The sequence below is a fragment of the Shinella sp. M27 genome (assembly GCF_049199905.1).
Lineage (GTDB): Bacteria > Pseudomonadota > Alphaproteobacteria > Rhizobiales > Rhizobiaceae > Shinella.
Window position 1 is genome coordinate 185,247 of the sequence record NZ_JBLZPK010000034.1, and the last position, 14,801, is coordinate 200,047.

The 14,801-nt window shown below is 63.8% G+C and carries 14 protein-coding genes; 7 read left to right on the top strand and 7 right to left on the bottom strand.

The features are described from left to right. Positions 1 to 7: 7 nt before the first annotated feature. The 5 genes from pdhA to ACOZK4_RS14870 form a co-directional block, all read right to left on the bottom strand. Complete coding sequence (gene pdhA, locus ACOZK4_RS14850; protein ID WP_313532303.1) at positions 8 to 1,054, bottom strand: pyruvate dehydrogenase (acetyl-transferring) E1 component subunit alpha; 1,047 nt, start codon at positions 1,052 to 1,054, stop codon at positions 8 to 10. A gap of 149 nt (positions 1,055 to 1,203) precedes the next feature. Next, a complete protein-coding gene (locus tag ACOZK4_RS14855; protein ID WP_257950752.1) occupies positions 1,204 to 1,512 on the bottom strand; it encodes an FtsB family cell division protein in 309 nt (102 codons plus the stop codon). Positions 1,513 to 1,988: 476 nt separating this feature from the next. Then, a complete protein-coding gene (eno, locus tag ACOZK4_RS14860; protein ID WP_421592539.1) occupies positions 1,989 to 3,263 on the bottom strand; it encodes a phosphopyruvate hydratase in 1,275 nt (424 codons plus the stop codon). Positions 3,264 to 3,394: 131 nt separating this feature from the next. Next, entirely contained in the window at positions 3,395 to 4,234 is an 840-nt protein-coding gene (gene kdsA / locus ACOZK4_RS14865; RefSeq protein WP_421592540.1) for a 3-deoxy-8-phosphooctulonate synthase, read from the bottom strand. A 1-nt stretch (position 4,235) separates the two neighbouring features. Continuing rightward, the gene (locus tag ACOZK4_RS14870) at positions 4,236 to 5,129 is read right to left on the bottom strand and encodes a VOC family protein (RefSeq protein ID WP_421592541.1); all 894 of its coding nucleotides are present in this window, start codon (positions 5,127 to 5,129) and stop codon (positions 4,236 to 4,238) included. Between the two features lie 146 nt (positions 5,130 to 5,275). Between ACOZK4_RS14870 and ACOZK4_RS14875 the strand changes: the two genes are divergently transcribed. The 3 genes from ACOZK4_RS14875 to ACOZK4_RS14885 all read left to right on the top strand — a co-directional run bounded on the left by ACOZK4_RS14875 (position 5,276) and on the right by ACOZK4_RS14885 (position 8,754). Further along, positions 5,276 to 6,511, top strand: a complete 1,236-nt coding sequence (locus ACOZK4_RS14875) for an NAD(P)/FAD-dependent oxidoreductase (RefSeq protein ID WP_421592556.1) — start codon at positions 5,276 to 5,278, stop codon at positions 6,509 to 6,511. A gap of 96 nt (positions 6,512 to 6,607) precedes the next feature. Further along, entirely contained in the window at positions 6,608 to 7,348 is a 741-nt protein-coding gene (locus ACOZK4_RS14880; RefSeq protein WP_421592557.1) for a metallophosphoesterase family protein, read from the top strand. Continuing rightward, entirely contained in the window at positions 7,348 to 8,754 is a 1,407-nt protein-coding gene (locus ACOZK4_RS14885; protein WP_421592542.1) for a protein kinase domain-containing protein, read from the top strand. The genes ACOZK4_RS14880 and ACOZK4_RS14885 overlap by 1 nt, the downstream gene beginning before the upstream one ends. Here the strand turns inward: ACOZK4_RS14885 and ACOZK4_RS14890 are convergent. Continuing rightward, the gene (locus ACOZK4_RS14890) at positions 8,751 to 9,710 is read right to left on the bottom strand and encodes a GlxA family transcriptional regulator (protein WP_421592543.1); all 960 of its coding nucleotides are present in this window, start codon (positions 9,708 to 9,710) and stop codon (positions 8,751 to 8,753) included. The two genes, ACOZK4_RS14885 and ACOZK4_RS14890, sit on opposite strands and share 4 nt — an antisense overlap. Before the next feature lie 96 nt (positions 9,711 to 9,806). On the opposite strand from ACOZK4_RS14890, the gene ACOZK4_RS14895 reads away from it, so the two are divergent. Together ACOZK4_RS14895 and ACOZK4_RS14900 are read left to right on the top strand one after the other, a co-directional pair. Next, complete coding sequence (locus ACOZK4_RS14895) at positions 9,807 to 10,352, top strand: cysteine hydrolase family protein (protein ID WP_421592544.1); 546 nt, start codon at positions 9,807 to 9,809, stop codon at positions 10,350 to 10,352. Between the two features lie 147 nt (positions 10,353 to 10,499). After that, positions 10,500 to 11,651: a ceramide glucosyltransferase gene (locus ACOZK4_RS14900; RefSeq protein WP_421592545.1), complete on the top strand. Its 1,152-nt coding sequence runs from the start codon at positions 10,500 to 10,502 to the stop codon at positions 11,649 to 11,651. Positions 11,652 to 11,657: 6 nt separating this feature from the next. Here ACOZK4_RS14900 and ACOZK4_RS14905 read toward each other — a convergent pair whose 3' ends face one another. Continuing rightward, the gene (locus ACOZK4_RS14905; protein ID WP_313528656.1) at positions 11,658 to 12,248 is read right to left on the bottom strand and encodes a TetR/AcrR family transcriptional regulator; all 591 of its coding nucleotides are present in this window, start codon (positions 12,246 to 12,248) and stop codon (positions 11,658 to 11,660) included. A gap of 118 nt (positions 12,249 to 12,366) precedes the next feature. Here ACOZK4_RS14905 and ACOZK4_RS14910 point away from each other — a divergent pair, with 118 nt between their 5' ends. Together ACOZK4_RS14910 and ACOZK4_RS14915 are read left to right on the top strand one after the other, a co-directional pair. After that, positions 12,367 to 13,590: an MFS transporter gene (locus tag ACOZK4_RS14910; RefSeq protein ID WP_421592546.1), complete on the top strand. Its 1,224-nt coding sequence runs from the start codon at positions 12,367 to 12,369 to the stop codon at positions 13,588 to 13,590. A 218-nt stretch (positions 13,591 to 13,808) separates the two neighbouring features. After that, a partial coding sequence (locus ACOZK4_RS14915; protein WP_421592547.1) for an MATE family efflux transporter occupies positions 13,809 to 14,801 on the top strand: 993 nt, incomplete at its 3' end.

A 14,801-nucleotide genomic window follows, 5' to 3' on the forward strand; every position in this document is an offset into this window, starting at 1 on the left:
CCCCGGATTACAGCAGGATGTCGGTGTAGAGTTCGGATGCATCCGGCTCCGGATCGGCCTGCGCGAAATCGGCGCTGTCGGCGACGACGTCACGGATGTCCTTGTCGATCTGCTTAAGATCGTCTTCGGTGGCCCAGCCCTTTTCCAGAAGGCGTGCACGCACCTGCTCGATCGGGTCGTGCTCCGAGCGCATCTTCTGCACTTCATCCTTCGAGCGATACTTCGCCGGGTCGGACATGGAGTGGCCGCGATAGCGATAGGTCAGCATTTCGAGAATGATCGGCCCCTTGCCGGAGCGGCAGTGCTCCACAGCCTCGTCGGCCGCAGCCTTCACCGCGCGGACGTCCATGCCGTCGACCTGGTAGCCCGGAATACCGAAGGAGGTGCCGCGCTCGGAAAAATTCGTCTGGGCCGAGGCGCGCGAGACGGAGGTGCCCATGGCGTAGCGGTTGTTCTCGATGATGTAGATGACCGGCAGCTTCCACAGCGCCGCCATGTTGAAGCTTTCATAGACCTGGCCCTGGTTGGCCGCGCCGTCGCCAAAATAGGTCAGCGAGACGTTGTCATTGCCGCGGTAGCGGTTGGCAAAGGCCAGCCCCGTGCCGAGCGACACCTGACCGCCGACGATGCCGTGGCCGCCGTAGAAATGCTTCTCCTTGGAGAACATGTGCATGGAGCCGCCCTTGCCCTTGGAAAGGCCGCTGCGACGCCCGGTCAGTTCCGCCATCACGCCGCGTGCGCTCATACCGCAAGCCAGCATATGGCCGTGATCGCGATAACCGGTGATGACCTGATCACCTTCCTTCAGCGCCAGCTGCATGCCGACGACGACAGCTTCCTGGCCGATGTAAAGGTGACAGAAGCCGCCGATGAAGCCCATGCCGTAAAGCTGGCCGGCCTTTTCCTCGAAACGCCGGATGAACAGCATCTCGCGGTAAGCCTTCAGGTCGTCTTCCTTGGAGAAGTCGGCAATCGTGCCGCCGTTGAAGTCTTTCTTCGCAGGCTTTGCCGCAATCTTGCGGCTGGACGTGGACGCGGTCTTACGCGGAGCCATCGGTTCCTCCCTATGTTTGCCCTTTTGACGAAACCATAGGGAAGAATGCCGATCGTAGCAATGCTATAAATGCATGGCTTATATTCTCGGCAAGCCACTGATTAGTAAGGCATATTTACGATTAACCTGATTTCGGTTAATCGAGCATTTCAGTGGAAAATGACGATTTCATCAGCCCTGGACATGTTGAGGTACGAGCGCGCCTTCTCGTCGAGCATGTCACGCTCGAGCGAACCGTCGCTCATCAGAGCCACCTCTTTTTCCAGGATCTGGCGCTGCCGCACGAGCACGTCCAGACGCGCCTGCCGTTCCACTCTCTGTCGCTCGAAATCCTCCATTCCGCGCAGACCGAAGTCGCCATGGACGGAATGATAACCGAAGTAGGAGAGGAATGCGACTGTAATTACCGGCAGCGTCAGCCGCCCGAATTTCCGCTTCTTATGGTGTTTGGTCCACATGCACGTGCCCCGATACGCAATACGATTCAGACATTAGCGCCAAGCGGTTAACCGATCATTGACCACGATGGACGGGGCGGGAAAAAGCGGGTGGGCGGGTGTGGCAGAGTGACAAAACACTCCGGCATGGCCGCCTCTCACGCTCCAAACGATGCGGGTGCGATGTGGATCCTCGGGTCAAGCCCTGACATGACGTGGGAGAGGAGGAGGCCGGAGAGAGCAAGCGGCAGAGGGTGAGAAAGTGTAACGAAAAGGTATTCCCGAGCCTTGCCGCAGGCCATTGCATTGATGGCTGGGGGAGGCGCTCCCTCCCCTCCGTCATGTCAGGGCTTGACCCGAGGATCCACGCCGCACGGTAGACGATGCATGAAAAAGGCGGGCCATACCGCGTCCCGATTAACCTGTGGTCACTCTCAAAAAACAAAACCCGCGCCTCTCGACGCGGGTTTCGCCATTTTGGAAAAACTGTTTTTCGATCAGCCGCGCAGGATGCCGCGGCCGGCATACTTGGCCTGAGCGCCGAGAAGTTCCTCGATGCGGATCAGCTGGTTGTACTTGGCGGTACGGTCAGAGCGGGCAAGCGAGCCGGTCTTGATCTGGCCGCAGTTAGTGGCGACGGCGAGGTCAGCGATCGTCGAATCCTCGGTCTCGCCCGAGCGGTGCGACATGACGGCGGTGTAGCTCGCCTTGTGCGCGGTCTCGACGGCGTCGAGCGTTTCCGACAGCGAGCCGATCTGGTTGACCTTGACGAGGATCGAGTTGGCGACGCCCATCTTGATGCCATCGCGCAGGCGGGCCGAGTTGGTGACGAACAGGTCGTCTCCGACCAGCTGAACCGTCTTGCCGATCTTATCGGTCAGCGACTTCCAGCCGTCCCAGTCGTCTTCGGCCATGCCGTCTTCGATCGAGAAGATCGGGTACTTGGCAGCCAGTTCGGCGAGGTATTCGGCCATGGCTTCCGGCTCCAGCGTGCGGCCTTCGCCTTCCAGAACGTATTTGCCGTCCTTGAAGAATTCGGTCGAGGCGCAGTCGAGCGCGATATGCATGTCTTCGCCCGGACGGTAGCCGGCCTTCTCGATCGACTTCATGATGAAGTCGAGTGCGGCGGGCGCCGAAGCGAGGCCCGGTGCGAAGCCGCCTTCGTCACCAACGTTGGTGTTGTGGCCGTCGGCGGCGAGCTGCTTCTTCAGCGTGTGGAACACTTCCGAACCCATGCGCACGGCGTCACGGATATTGTCGGCGCCGACGGGAACGATCATAAATTCCTGGAAGTCGATCGGGTTGTCGGCATGCGCGCCGCCATTGATGATGTTCATCATCGGCACCGGCAGGACGCGGGCGTTCGGGCCGCCGACATAGCGGAAGAGCGGCAGGTTGGCGGCTTCGGCGGCGGCCTTGGCGACGGCGAGCGACACGCCAAGGATGGCGTTTGCGCCGAGACGAGCCTTGTTCGGCGTGCCGTCGAGTTCGATCATCGTCTGGTCGACGGCGATCTGGTCTTCAGCCTCAAGGCCACCGATGGCTTCAAAGATTTCGCCGTTGACGGCGGCGACGGCGTTTTCGACACCCTTGCCGAGGTAGCGCTTGCCACCGTCGCGCAGTTCGACGGCTTCGTGCGCGCCGGTCGAGGCGCCCGACGGAACGGCCGCGCGGCCGAAGCTGCCATCCTCGAGGTGCACGTCCACTTCGACGGTGGGGTTGCCGCGGCTGTCGAGAATCTCGCGGCCGATGATGTCGATGATAGCAGTCATGGATATCGTCCTGGTTCGGGGTTTATTAATCGATTAAAATCCACTTTTAATCGACGATGCAGAAATTACAATGGCGTTGCCGCCCAAGAAAAAACGGATGACATGCGATCATGTCATCCGTTTGAACTGTCTTACGCCTTGGCGATATCGTCGAAGGCCACCAGCTTTTCCAGAAGCCGCGGCATATCCTTCAGGTACACCATGTTGGGACCGTCGGAAGGTGCGTTGTCCGGATCCTCATGCGTCTCGACGAAGAGACCGGCAATGCCGACAGCGATGGCCGCACGAGACAGCGTCTCGACGAATTTGCGGTCGCCACCGGACGAACCGCCCTGCCCGCCCGGTTGCTGCACCGAATGGGTCGCATCGAAGACCACAGGAGCCCCGAGCGAAGCCATGATCGGCAGCGAGCGCATGTCGGAGACCAGCGTGTTGTAGCCGAAGGAGGCGCCGCGCTCGCAGAGCATGACATTCGGATTGCCGCTGTCGGTGAACTTGGCGAGCACGTTCTTCATGTCCCAGGGGGCGAGGAACTGGCCCTTCTTGACGTTGATGACGCGGCCGGTCTTGGCGGCGGCGACCAAGAGGTCCGTCTGGCGCGACAGGAATGCCGGGATCTGCAGCATGTCGACGGTCTTGGCGACGATGGCGCACTGCTCTTCCGTATGGATGTCCGTCACGACGGGAAAGCCGAAATCCTTCTTGAGGTCGGCGAAGATTTCCAAGGCCTTCTCAAGCCCGATGCCGCGCTTGCCGGAGAGCGAGGTGCGGTTCGCCTTGTCGAAGGACGACTTGTAAACGAGGCCGATGCCGAGCTTGTCGGTCATTTCGACGAGCGCGCCGGCCATCATATAGGCATGGTCGCGGCTTTCCATCTGGCAGGGGCCGGCAATCAGCGAGAAGCGGGCGGTTTGCGAGAAGGTGACCTTCTTCGGCCCTTCGCCGACGATGACGGTCGAATTTGTCTGCATCTTATTCTCCGAAGATAAAGTGGACGCCCTGACCGGGCGCCGGCGGCACCACGATACGTTTGTCGCGTATCTGTAACATGACACCACGTTGGGTAAGCGCATGCTGACATGCCGTCAGGCTGGCCACCTTGAAAACGACCGCCCGTCCCTTGAGGCCGCGATCCGCGCCGGCGACCGGCGGAATACCGTAAAAGCCTTCCAGGCCGGCATCGTTCAGAACGGTGATGCGACCGCGTGGCGTGTCGACGGACATGCCGAAGGACAGCGCCTCGACCTCGCGTTCATCCGCCGCTTCCTGCACAAGGTACTGAAAATCCGTGGGGTTCTGTTCCGACAGGACGACCTCGGCCAGCGCGACCACACCGTTCTCGTGCGTTTCCAGCGCCTTGCGATCGGACGGCAGCGGCTGGACGCGCTGCGAGGCGAAGAAGAAGAAATCGGGGCTGCGCAGGTCGGCGGCAAAGGCGAGCCGGAAGCTTCCGGTCGCCGAGGTGCCGTCGGGCAGCAGCATGTCGCGGGAAAATTCCAGCACCGAACCGCCGGAAAGACCGGCCGCCGCATAGCGCCGGTCATCGTCCAGAGCATCTTTCGTTGCCATGGCGACGCCGGAAAAACCCTCGATGCCGCGGCGGAAACGGAAAGCCTGGTCGCGGGCGATGAAGGCATTGCCCTCGCGCGCCGCTTCCTCGCATTCCTCGCGGTTGGCAATGCCGAGCGGTTCCAGATAGCTGCCGTCGGAAAGAAAGACGCAACAGTTTTCCGTGCCGAAGGGATGGCGGGCGTCCTTGGCGACGGTGAAGCCGAGTGCCGTCAGCCGGTCACGGGCAACACCGAGATCGGACACCGGCAGCACCAGATGATCGATCGGGCGGGGCGTTCTCGAACTCACGGTCATGGCGAAAAATCCGGTCGTGTTTCAGGCGCCCCGTGCTTTGCATGCTTTGCGCCTGCAATGCAAGCATGCAAGGCGCCCATAAGGAACGGGAGGAACTTTTCCGGTTGCCGGCCATTTCTGCGGAACGTCTCATCCGGAGTCCCGCCATCTCTTCCTCCTCAGACCTCACCCGCCAGCGCGCCCTGCACGAATCCCGCCCTTTATGGGCAGACACACCGCGCCTCGCCGTCCGCCTGCATCAAACGCCCGCCGCCCGCGAGTATGACGTGATCATCGTCGGTGCCGGCATTTCCGGCGCGCTGATGGCCCATGCGCTGGCAGACGGAAAGCGTCGCGTGCTGGTCGTGGACAGGCGCAAGCCCGCGCACGGCAGTACGCTTGCCAGCACCGCCATGATCCAGCACGAGATCGATATCCCCCTGCACAAGCTTACGGAAATGATCGGTGTGCCGAACGCCCGGCGCGCCTGGCGGCGATCCGCGCGCGCCGTCGAGCAGCTTACGCGGATCGTTGCCGATCTTGACCTGTCCTGCGGTTTCGAACGCAAGAAGACCCTCTTCCTGACGGGCGACGCCTATGGGCAGCGGGCGCTGCGCAAGGAGGTCGAAAACCGCCAAACCGCCGGTATAGAGGCCGATTTCCTCGATGCCACGGCGCTGGCCGAGCGTTTCGCCATAGATCGCACCGGCGCCATCCTCAGCGATATCTCCGCCTCCGCCAATCCCGCCCAGATGGCGGCGGGTATTTTGCGCGCGGCGATGACGCGCGGCGTCGAAGTGGTCAGCCCGCTCGAAATCACCGATGTGCGCGCGACGACCGACGAGGTCTTTCTCGCGACGTCGGACGGGAGGATTCTCTCCGCCGGGCACGCCGTCTTCTGCTCCGGCTACGAATTTCTGGAAACCGTCGCGAACGAGAACCACGCCATCGTCTCCACCTGGGCACTCGCCACGCCGCCCGGTATAGAACTGCCGGCGTGGCTAAAGGACTGCATCGTCTGGGAAGGCGCCGATCCCTATCTCTATCTCCGCCGCTCCCGCGACGGCCGACTGATTGCCGGTGGCGAAGACGAGGACAGCGAAGACGCCTACGGCTCGCGGACGAAGCTGAAGCAGAAGGCAAAGATCATCCGCCGCAAGGCGGAAGCTTTGCTGGGCGTCACGCTGCCGGAACCGGATCATGTCTGGGCAGCGCCCTTCGGCATTACCCGCACCGGCCTGCCGCTGATCGGGCGCGTTCCGAAACTCCCCAATGTCTTCGCCGTCATGGGCTTCGGCGGCAACGGCATCACCTTCAGCCAGATCGCCGCCGAGATCGTCTCTGCCGACATTGCCGGCCACAACGATGCCGATGCGGATCTTTTCGCCTTCGAAAAATCGTGACGGAGCGCGATTCGGGGGCGTGATATTCCCCTTCCGTTGAATGGCAGCATGCGGCAAGGCACGCTATGCTCCGGCACCGCAACGATCCGGACGGTCATGCTGCTCGCCATTCTCTCCGATATCCACGGCAATCGCGAAGCTTTCGAAGCCGTACTGGCGGCGGCGCAGGCGGCGGGTGCGGAGCGCTTCGTCGTGCTCGGCGACATCGTCGGCTATGGCGCCGATCCCGAATGGTGTGTCGAGACAGCAAGATCCCTGGCGGAATCAGGCGCGATCGTCCTGCGCGGCAACCATGACGACGCCATCGGCAATGCCTCCGTCACGATGAACCCGACGGCGACGATGGCGCTCGAATGGACGCGCCGGCAGCTTGGCGGCGCTGCCCGTGCCTTCCTCGCCGCCCTGCCCTTGAAGGCGCGCGAGGGCGATTGCCTCTTCGTGCATGCCGATGCCAGCGCGCCCTCCGACTGGAACTATGTGCTCGACGCCAGCGATGCCGGCGAGCATCTCGGCGCCTGCGAGGCACGCGTCAGCTTCTGCGGCCATGTGCACAAGCCGGCGCTCTACTGCACGGCACCCGGCGGCAAGGTCACGCATTTCCGTCCCGTGGCGGCGACACCCGTGCCGCTCCTGCCGCAGCGCCGCTGGCTTGCCGTGATGGGTGCTGTCGGCCAGCCGCGCGACGGCAATCCCTGCGCCGCCTTCGCGCTGTACGACACCGAGAGCGCCGACCTGCGTTTCCTGCGCGCCGCCTATGATATTGCGGCCGCCGCGAATAAAATTCGGGCTGCCGGCCTGCCCGTCTCGCTCGCCGAGCGGCTGTTCGAGGGGCGCTGATGGTAAAGGGACGGCTGAAACCCGGCGATGAGATCGATGGCTTCGTCATCGAGGACATCGCGCACAATGGCGGCATGGCGCGGATCTGGCAGGTTTCCCGGCCGGATATCGACTGCCCTATCCTTATGAAGGTGCCGGTCATCGGCGAAGGCGACGATCCCGCCGCCATCGTCGGCTTCGAGATGGAGCAGATGATCCTGCCGCGCCTCAGCGGCCCGCACGTGCCGCGCTTCGTCGCCAACGGCGATTTTGCCACCCTGCCCTATATCGTCATGGAGCGCCTGCCCGGCACCTCGCTCTATCCGCTGCTCGAGCGCCTGCCGCTGCCGCCCGACGAGGTCGCCGCCATCGGCGCCAAGGTCGCGGTCGCGCTCGATTCGCTGCACCGGCAGAATGTCGTGCATCTCGATCTCAAACCCTCCAACGTGATGTTCCGCGAGAGCGGCGAGGCGGTGCTGATCGACTATGGCCTTGCCCGCCACATCCATCTGCCGGACCTGATGGACGAGCAGTTCCGCCTGCCCTATGGCACCGCGCCCTATATGGCGCCTGAACAGGTGCTCGGCACGCGCAGCGATTTCCGCAGCGACCTCTTCGCGCTCGGCGTCATGCTCTATTTCTTCGCGACCAGCGCGCGCCCGTTCGGCGATCCGCAGCGGTTGAAGGGCCTGAAACGCCGGCTCTGGCGCGATCCCTTGCCGCCGCGCGCCCGCAATGGTGCGATCCCGCTGGCGCTACAGGAAATCATCCTGCGCTGCCTGGAGGTAAACCCCGCCTGGCGTTATCCGAGTGCGGCACAGCTCGCGCTCGATCTGCAGGACATGTCCGCGGTCAAGCTCACCGCGCGGGCGGAGAAAATGAAGCGCGACACCTTCGGCACCGTGCTGCGCCGCCGCTTCAATCCGGTGCCGATCGAGACGGTGAAGCCGCAGACGGCGGAAACGCAGCTTGCCAATGCGCCGATCGTTGCGGTGGCGATCAACCTTTCGGGTAGCACGCCGGAATTGGACGAAGCAAAGCGTAGGACGGTCGCACGCATCATCGAGAACACGCCGGATGCCCGCATCGCCTGCCTCAACGTGCTGAAGATCAACCGCATCGCGCTCGACACCTCGCTCGACGAGGAAGGCCGCAACAAGCATGTCATGCGGCTGGTGGAACTGCGCACCTGGTCGACGGGCCTGCCGACACCCGGCGGCGGTATCACGTTCCACGTGTTGGAGGCCGTCTCGCCGGCCGATGCCATTCTCGCCTATGCCCGCGAAAACTATGTCGACCATATCGTGATGGGTGCGCGCGCCGAATCAGCCATGCGCTCGATGCTCGGCAGCGTCTCCGGCGAGGTCGCGGCGCATGCGCCCTGCACCGTCACCGTGGTACGCAACCGCACGCGTCCGGAAAGCTAAGAACGAAAGCGCTTGCGATAATCGCCCGGCGTCAGCCCGACGATGCGGCCAAAAACCTTCCGGAACGCGCCGGGGTCGTTGTAGCCGACATCGACGGCGACGCTGTCCACCGAGCGGATGGTGAACTGCAACAGCTCCTGCGCCTTGGCGACACGCAGCCGCTGGCAATAATCCGAGGTCGTCAGCCCCGTCGCCTTGCGGAAGCGCCGCAGAAACGTCCGTTCCTCCAGCCCCGCCTGCGCGGCCAGCACATCGATCGCGGTTTCCCGCGCCTCGTTCGCCTGAAGGAAATGCTGCACCCTGAGGATCGCCGCATCGCCATGCAGCAGACGCGGCGAGAAGGTGCTGTAATAGCGCTGCTCGCGACCGGGCGGATCGACGACGAACTGCCGGGCGACCTCCAGCATGATCGTCGGCCCGAGAAAACGGTCGATCAGCTTCAGTCCGAGATCGACCCAGGCCATCACGCCGCCGGCCGTGACGATATCGCCGTCCTCGCTGAGCAAACGGTCCGTATCGACGGTCACGTCGGGAAAACGCATCTCGAAAGTTTCGGCGATCACCCAATTGGTGGTGATGGTGCGGCCGGCGAGCAGCCCCGTCTCTCCGAGCAGGAAGGCACCGGCGCAGATCGAGGCGAGCTGGATGCCGGAGGCATGGCATTCGCGCAGCCAGGCCGCAAAGGGCGCCGCCTCCTCGCGCAGGATCGGGTCGCCAAGGGCCGGCGGCAGCACCAGCACCGCCGGCCGCTCCGCCGCATCGGGCGCGGCGCTGGCATCGGTCCGTACCGGCTTTCCGTCCTCCAGCCGCCAGTGGCTGACCCGGATCTTGGCACCCGCCCCGCATTTCGCCTGCGCCATATGGGTCGCCGAATTGAAGAGGTCGGTCATGCCAAGCACCGCCGCCATCTGCGCGCCGGGATAGATCACCAGTCCGATTTCGGCCGAGGAGACCATGTCACTTTCACCCTTGATTATGTCGGTATCGCCAATGGCGAGAGATGGCAGGATGGAGGAAGAATGTCCATGACATCAACCGAGGAAGGATTTCTCATGAGCAAACGCGCCGTCATCATCGTCGACCTCCAGAAGGATTATCTCGCCACCGGCAGCTTCGCACTGGAAGGTATCGACGCCGCCGCTGACAATGCCGCCCGCGTCGTCTCGGCGGCCCGCAGCCGCGGCGACAAGATCGTCCATGTCCATCACGTCTCGCTGGAAGCCGATTCTCCGCTCTTTGCGCCCAACACCGATGGCATCAATCCGATCGCCGCCGTGAAGCCGGAAGCCGGCGATACCGTCGTCATCAAGAACTACCCCAACTCCTTCCGCGACACCGTTCTTCAGGACACGCTGAAGGCCGGCGGCATCGAGGAGGTCGTCGTCGTGGGCGCCATGAGCGACGTCTGCATCGACGCCACCGCCCGCGCCGCTGCCGATCTCGGTTATGATCTGACGGTGGTGCACGATGCCTGTGCTACGCGCGACAAAGCTTTCGGCGATTCGGTCGTGCCGGCCGCCCAGGTCCACGCCACCATCATGTCGGCGCTGGAATTCGGCTACGGCAAGGTTACGACGACGGCGGAATACCTGTCGTAAAGCGCTTTCCTTTCATCCCCTTCGCCGCGTTGCGAAGGGGATGAACTATGCCCGTCATTCCCCTGTCATGTGACAATGGTGTTCCTTCGCGCGTGAATGCACCCCGGCCGCCGCCTGAAAGCGTGGCGCCTTTCGGAGACTGCGTGAATGGACATGGCTCAGGCCTTCGCCCTTGCCTCGGGCGCTCTTGTCGCGACCAATCTCGCGAGCATCCTCATCGCCGGCAGGCGGCTGGATGCCACGGGCGCACCGCCGCCGGATTTGCGCAAGAAGCCGCCGGTCTCCATCGTCATCCCCGTTCGCGGCATCGAGAATTTTACCGGCGAAACGCTGGAGCGCGCCTTCCGCCTCTCCTGGCCGCGCTACGAATTGCTGTTCTGCGTCGCCCACGGCAACGATCCGATCATCCCGCTCATCGAAAAGACCGCCGCCGCCCATCCCGAGATCGAAATGCGCATCCTCGTCGGCGATGACCGGATCAGCGCCAACCCGAAGCTGAACAATTGCGTGAAAGGCTGGCAGGCCGCCCGGCACCACTGGGTGATCCTTGCCGATTCCAACGTGCTGATGCCCGCGGACTACATCCAGCATCTCATGGGCAGCTGGCGCAGCGATTCTGGCCTCGTCTGCTCCACGCCGCTCGGCTCACGGCCGGTGGGTTTCTGGGCGGAGGTGGAATGCATGTTCCTCAACACCCAGCAGGCGCGCTGGCAATATGCCGGCGAGGCCGTCGGGCTCGGCTTTGCACAGGGCAAGAGCATGCTCTGGTACAAGCCGATGCTCGATGCGAACGGCAGCATCCATGCGCTCAATGCCGAAATCGCCGAGGATGCCGCCTCCACCAAGCTGGTGAACCGGCTTGGCCTGAAGGTCCACCTGGTATCCGCTCCGTTCGAGCAACCGCTCGGCCGCCGCACCGAGCAGGAGATCTGGTCACGCCAGGCCCGTTGGTCGCGCCTGCGCCGCGTCACCTTCCCGAGCTTCTTCGCGCCGGAAATTCTTCTGGGCGTGCTGCCGCCATTGCTGCTCGCACTCGTCGCCGTCGCGCTGGGCGACCTGACGCTCCTGCCCACCGTCCTGATGGTGCTGGCCGGCGTCTACCTGCCGGAACTCGCCCTTGCACGGTTCAAGGGCTGGCATCTCTCGCGCTGGTCCGTGCCGGCGATGATGGCGCGCGATATCATGATGCCGGCCATCTGGCTGCGCGCCTGGATCGGCGGCACCATCGACTGGCGCGGCAACACGATGACGATCGGCACCAATGCGTCGGAACTGAAGGAAGCTCCGGCGGGCTCGTGACTCGCCTCAGGCTTTCGCGCGCAAGCCATCCAGCACAGTACGGAAGCCGCGCACGGCGCGTTTCGAAGTGTCCTCCGGATCGTCCGAATTGGCGATCCACAACGCCGCATGGCTGCTGGCGCCATTGATCAGCCGGGCGGCGGCTTCCGTATCGATCTCGGCCATCGTCCCCTCCGCCTTCAGATGGTCAATGCTGCGACTGAGTGCCGCGATACAGCCGCGGCTGGTCGGCCATTGCGAGACGTCGCCCAGCACCGCCGGCCCATCGCGGAACATGATGCGCTGGATTTCCGGCTCCAACGCCATCTCGATATAGGCGACGCATTCATCGACAAAGCCCTGCCAGCGGTTCGGCGCAGCCGCCGAAATACGGTTGAGCCGCACCGTCATCTCCGCGTCGATTTCGCGCATCACGGCTTGAAGCAACCCCTTCTTGTCGCCGAAATGATGGTAGAGCGCGCCGCGCGTCAGCCCTGCGCTTGCCGTAAAATCATCCATGGACGCATCGGCATAGCCGACGGTGCCAAAGGCCTTGCGGCCGGCGGCAATCAGCTTTGCCCTTGTTTCGGCAATCATTTCCTCGCGCGGCTTGCGCATGGCGTCTCCTATTCACATACGTCGCGTATTTTATTTGACATACGTCACGTATGCAACTATTTCCTGGATATACGCCACGTATGTAAGTGGTGGAACCGCCCGTTTACAGGAGCAGGCCATGTCCAACCCGTACAAGGAAATTTTCAGCGTGCCGGGAACCAAGGGGTTCTCCGCCGCCGGCTTTCTCGCCCGCCTTCCCATCGCCATGGCACCGATCGGCATCGTCGCCATGCTGTCGCAGACCCATGGTGAATACTGGCTCGCCGGCGCCGTTTCGGCGACCTATGCGCTGACCAACGCCCTCATCGCCCCGCAAATCTCCCGCGCCGTCGACCGCTACGGCCAGTCGGCGGTGCTGATGCCGACGACCATCGTCTCCGTCATCGCCTTCCTCACGCTGATTGCCGCCGCAAACCAGGGCTGGCCGGTCTGGACGCTGTTTGCCTCCGCGCTGCTTGCCGCCGCCATGCCCAGCATGCCCGCCATGCTGCGCGCCCGCTGGACCGAACTCTTCCGCGACCGCCCGGAGCTCAACACCGCCTTTGCCTTCGAATCGGCGGCCGACGAGCTGGTCTATATTGCCGGCGCTTCGCTCTCGGTCGGCCTCGCCGTCGCGCTCTTCCCGGAAGCCGGCATGCTGATCAGCACCGCCTTCCTGGCGCTCGGCACCCTCGCCTTCGTGCTCCAGCGGAGCACAGAACCCGCTGTTCGCCACGTCGCCGGCAGCGCGCCGCAGAAGTCGGCTATTCGCCTGCGCCCGATCCAGATTATCACGCTTGCCCTCGTCTTCGTCGGCGCAACCTTCGCGACGGCTGAAGTCAGCGCGGTCGCCATCACCAAGGATCTCGGCCAGCCGAATGCCGCAAGCCTCGTCATCGGCGTCTATGCCATCGGTTCCTTCGTTGTCGGCCTCGTGCTCGGCGCGCTGAACCCGAAGCTGGCCTTGCAGAAGCAGCTGATGATCGCCGTCACCATTCTGGCGCTCACGGCACTGCCGCTGCCCTTCGCCGGCACGGTGCCGCTGCTGGCCATCGCCGTCTTCGTCAGCGGCATCGCCATCTCACCCACCTTCATCACCGCCTTCGGCATCGTCGAACGCCGCGTGCCCGAGGCCATGCTGACGGAAGGCGTCACCTGGGTCACGACCGGCATCGGGATCGGCATGGCGCTCGGTGCCTTCGTCGCCGGCTGGGCCGTCGATACCTTTGGCCCGCACAACGGCTTTTGGGTCTCCGTCGCAGCCGGCCTCAGTGCCGCGCTCACCATCGCGCTCGGCCAACGATCGCTGGCCGGCGAGGATTGCGCCAGCGGCATCTGCCCGCTGCCGCAGGCCGCGGAATAGGACAGCAAGGCCCGGCCACCGCGCCGGGCCTTCACGCCCACGGCTTGACGCCATCGCGCCGCACCGGTAACGAGCATTCCAAGGTTTCAGATACCTGCCGCTCGCAGACGTAAGTCCCGGTGAAATCTGATCTTCGACGACCCCGACCCTCGAAGCATTTCGTGCGGCAGGTAATGCGAGCCCCTCCCTCTTATCGGAATGCATATGAGGAGAGCGGGATGTCGCAAGACCATTCCAACCTATTTCTGACCGCGCCGCTCGGCGCGCTTTTCGCCAGGACGGCAGCCCCCATCGTCTTCGTCATGAGCATGAACGGGCTTCTGACTGTCATGGATGCCGTGATGCTCGGCCTCTATGCCGGGCCGGAGGCCGTCGCCGCCGTCACGGCGGTCTTTCCCATCTTCATGCTGCTGGTGGCTCTCGCCACCCTCGTCGGCAGCGGCATGGCGAGCCTGCTGGCCCGCCGTCTCGGCGCAGGCGATCTGCCGGCGGCCCGCACCGTCTTCTCTGCCGCCCACTGGCTGGCGCTGGCCCTCGGTGCAGCTTTCATCCTGGCCTTCCTTGCCGTTGGTCCCGCCCTCATCGCCGCCATCGGCAATGGCGCGCCGGTGCTCGAAACCTTGGCCTATCGCTATATCGCGATCGTCGTGTTCTTCTCCCCGTTCCAACTGCTGCTGGCGGTCAATGTTGATGCGCTTCGCTGCGAAGGGCGCGTCGGGCTGATGGCGCTGGCGAGCCTCTTCGTCTCGCTCGCCAACCTCGCCTTCAACTATATCCTGATCGTGGGGCTCGATCTCAGCGTCACCGGCTCCGCGCTCGGGACCGTGCTGGCGCAACTGTTGGCGCTCGGCTTTCTGGTGGTGTTCAGAACTGTCGGGAAAACGAACCTGCGCCTTACGGATATCATGGGCAAACCATCCCGCCTGTCCGAACAGACACGAGACATCCTGGCGCTCGGCGCGGCGCAAAGCCTCGGCTTCATCGGTCTTGCGCTCGTCTCCGCCGCGGTCATCGCCGCCCTGCAAATCTCGGCAGGTAGCGCATACGAAACCCTGGTCACGGCCTACGGCATCGTCACCCGCATCCTGACCTTCGCCTATCTCCCGCTGCTCGGCATGAGCCAGGCCGTGCAGACGATCCTCGGCAACAATCATGGCGCCGGCCTGACGCAGCGCGCCAATGCGGTGCTGCGCGTCGGCCTCGCCGCCGTC

Excerpts from the sequence above, each read along its gene's own strand:
- pdhA (WP_313532303.1), bottom strand. The coding sequence starts at position 1,054 with ATGGCTCCGCGTAAGACCGCGTCCACGTCCAGCCGCAAGATTGCGGCA.
- ACOZK4_RS14855 (WP_257950752.1), bottom strand. The coding sequence starts at position 1,512 with ATGTGGACCAAACACCATAAGAAGCGGAAATTCGGGCGGCTGACGCTG.
- eno (WP_421592539.1), bottom strand. The coding sequence starts at position 3,263 with ATGACTGCTATCATCGACATCATCGGCCGCGAGATTCTCGACAGCCGC.
- kdsA (WP_421592540.1), bottom strand. The coding sequence starts at position 4,234 with ATGCAGACAAATTCGACCGTCATCGTCGGCGAAGGGCCGAAGAAGGTC.
- ACOZK4_RS14870 (WP_421592541.1), bottom strand. The coding sequence starts at position 5,129 with ATGACCGTGAGTTCGAGAACGCCCCGCCCGATCGATCATCTGGTGCTG.
- ACOZK4_RS14880 (WP_421592557.1), top strand. The coding sequence starts at position 6,608 with ATGCTGCTCGCCATTCTCTCCGATATCCACGGCAATCGCGAAGCTTTC.
- ACOZK4_RS14885 (WP_421592542.1), top strand. The coding sequence starts at position 7,348 with ATGGTAAAGGGACGGCTGAAACCCGGCGATGAGATCGATGGCTTCGTC.
- ACOZK4_RS14890 (WP_421592543.1), bottom strand. The coding sequence starts at position 9,710 with ATGGTCTCCTCGGCCGAAATCGGACTGGTGATCTATCCCGGCGCGCAG.
- ACOZK4_RS14895 (WP_421592544.1), top strand. The coding sequence starts at position 9,807 with ATGAGCAAACGCGCCGTCATCATCGTCGACCTCCAGAAGGATTATCTC.
- ACOZK4_RS14900 (WP_421592545.1), top strand. The coding sequence starts at position 10,500 with ATGGACATGGCTCAGGCCTTCGCCCTTGCCTCGGGCGCTCTTGTCGCG.
- ACOZK4_RS14905 (WP_313528656.1), bottom strand. The coding sequence starts at position 12,248 with ATGCGCAAGCCGCGCGAGGAAATGATTGCCGAAACAAGGGCAAAGCTG.
- ACOZK4_RS14910 (WP_421592546.1), top strand. The coding sequence starts at position 12,367 with ATGTCCAACCCGTACAAGGAAATTTTCAGCGTGCCGGGAACCAAGGGG.